The 2,100-nt window shown below is 49.2% G+C and carries 3 protein-coding genes and 2 pseudogenes; all 5 read right to left on the bottom strand.

Annotated elements, in window-relative coordinates:
- Positions 1-101 (bottom strand): annotated as a pseudogene (locus tag H6F72_RS31050) (transposase family protein); the annotation flags it as partial.
- A 12-nt stretch (positions 102-113) separates the two neighbouring features.
- Positions 114-314 (bottom strand): hypothetical protein, encoded by a 201-nt coding sequence (locus H6F72_RS07610; RefSeq protein ID WP_190433408.1) that lies wholly within the window; start codon positions 312-314, stop codon positions 114-116.
- 365 nt (positions 315-679) lie between these two features.
- Positions 680-928: a type I restriction enzyme endonuclease domain-containing protein gene (locus tag H6F72_RS30715; protein WP_370527461.1), complete on the bottom strand. Its 249-nt coding sequence runs from the start codon at positions 926-928 to the stop codon at positions 680-682.
- Positions 929-1,040: 112 nt separating this feature from the next.
- Positions 1,041-1,442, bottom strand: a pseudogene (locus H6F72_RS31045) (type I restriction enzyme endonuclease domain-containing protein); the annotation flags it as partial.
- A gap of 57 nt (positions 1,443-1,499) precedes the next feature.
- Positions 1,500-1,895, bottom strand: coding sequence for a hypothetical protein (locus H6F72_RS29640; protein ID WP_199298960.1), 396 nt, complete (start codon positions 1,893-1,895; stop codon positions 1,500-1,502).
- Positions 1,896-2,100: the final 205 nt, after the last annotated feature.

The following is a 2,100-nucleotide window of genomic DNA, read 5'->3' as shown; positions in this document are numbered from 1 at the left end:
CGAAACTTGCCACTCTTGATCAGCAAATCTTCCACTTTTTTCACAATGCGTCCGACGGTGGTTTCATGCAATCCCCAACTCACCGCGATGTGAAATTGGCTGCGATACTCTCGTCAGTACGCCAAGGCCACTAGTACCTGGTCTTCGACACTCAGCTTCGCTTGTCCCCCTCGGCGACCTTGGCGATCTAGGGAGGGACGTACCACCTCGACCATCTCATGGAAAGCGCCACGGCTCACCCCGCACCAGCGCTTGAACTCTCGATTGGATAATGCTCTAACTCCTGGTACTGCATCGCTGCTTTTGGAACTCATACTTATTCAAAATTTAGCGTCCTTTTCTTCCCTACGACCGCCCACTGGCACACCCTTTCCCATTCATGCAGGATGTCTAGTGAATCAGCAACCACAGTGGGTTGGTATCAATAAAGCGAGCTTAGACGTTTATCTGTGACCGAGTTGCCAGCAGTTTCAAGTTTAGAATCACGCCAATGGAGTGGTTGCATTAGTTCAACAACTTCAATCCTTCAAACGGGCTTCTGTGGTGGTAGTAAGGGGGCTATCTTTTGCCATTCCTCATCTCTGAGGTCACTGTCATAGGAGGGTTGGCTCATGATTTCGTTCCCAAGAGCTTAGATTCCTTAGCTATTGCGCATTTTATTGTCTGAACTCGTTCTGCTTTACAACCTATTTACAAACACTTTCTTACAGTCGATCGAGGCATTCTTACGAACCCGTGCCACCAGGGTAATCGCTAGTTCCCGTAATTTGTCCTGCCTCATGACTTCTCGTGCACTCTGGTTTTGAGCCAAGGCATCGTAGAAAGCGGCTTCGTAAGGTTCCAGTCCTAGTTCTTCGCCCCGTTGTCTTGCTGCTTGAACATCCTTCGAGATATTGATCAGTTCTTGCAGCACTTCGGTTACACCGATTACCTGGTTCTAATAGCGCTGGAGGGACTCCTCCAACATTTCGGCGAGTTGGCTGGCTTCGGACAATATTAGTACGGCGTGGGGCTTTGATTTCATTGCGGAGCAGGCGCTTGAGCAGTTCCGCTGCCAGGTTCTTATGCTCCATACCTTCGATTTCTGCCAAGAAGTCGTCAGAGATAACGGAAACATCGGGGTTTTTGATGAAGCAGGCATCAAAAATATTGACGACGGTATCGGAAACTGGGGCTTAATCTACTACTTGCCGAATGGAAGTTTCAATGTCAGCATTGCTGAAATTCCCATCACGGCGTCCCAGCTTGCGGAGGCTGGATTGGATGGCTTGGAAGAAGGAAATTTTTTTAGATTGGGCGATCGCCTCTGAATGGCAGGCGACGAGAGCATATGTTTTCGAGAGGGCTGTCGTCGCATCGAGAAATCGATCCTTAATTTGAGAATTGGCAATATAGTTTGTAGCAGCTTTGAGGACGTTGAGCTTATCACCCGTACTGGTGATGAAGTAGGACTGATAAGTTGGACTCCTCTATGATGCCTTCGACAACTTCCGAATTTCTCAGCAGTAGCCCGATTGCCATTTGTTAATCGAGGGTGAGGTCGCCTTTGCCACCGCTTTGGGAGTAAAAGGAAAGCGCGTTTCTGAGTTCAGTGGCAACCCTAAGTAATCCACAATCAAATCGCATTGTTTCTCAAAGTAGAGGCGGTTGATTCGAGCGATCGCCTTCCGTCTTTGAATTCTTGCTCTCCAGTTGCGGTACTTCTCGCTGACAGCTTTGCCCAGGTGCTGATTCTTGAAGCCAGTGTTTTTGCTGCTCAGCTTGTAGTAGATGTGCTCGCCTTTAGGCGCAGGGCTGCTCCAGACGTTAATCGGAGCCCCGCTATCAGAGTCTCGAAGGGTTTGAATGAGTTGAAGAAGGCGATCGCGCTCTGCTTCCAAATGAGGGCTGACCATTTTGTTCTGTCGACTTACGTCTAAATCGACAGAAATTTAGAGCATAACCCCGCTGACTGAAACAATTGCGGTGTTGCTAAACTCAGATCTTACACCTCGTAATCTGAACCTCCCACCCCTGCTGCTGCAACAGCATGCGCTTTTGCTCAACTTCCTGAAGCAACAGGGCAACAACCACCTCGCCTAGGCAGGCTCCGAGCACGGT

Origin of the sequence: Trichocoleus sp. FACHB-46, assembly GCF_014695385.1 — a bacterium.
Lineage (GTDB): Bacteria > Cyanobacteriota > Cyanobacteriia > FACHB-46 > FACHB-46 > Trichocoleus.
This window is presented reverse-complemented; position numbering and strand designations above follow the sequence as displayed.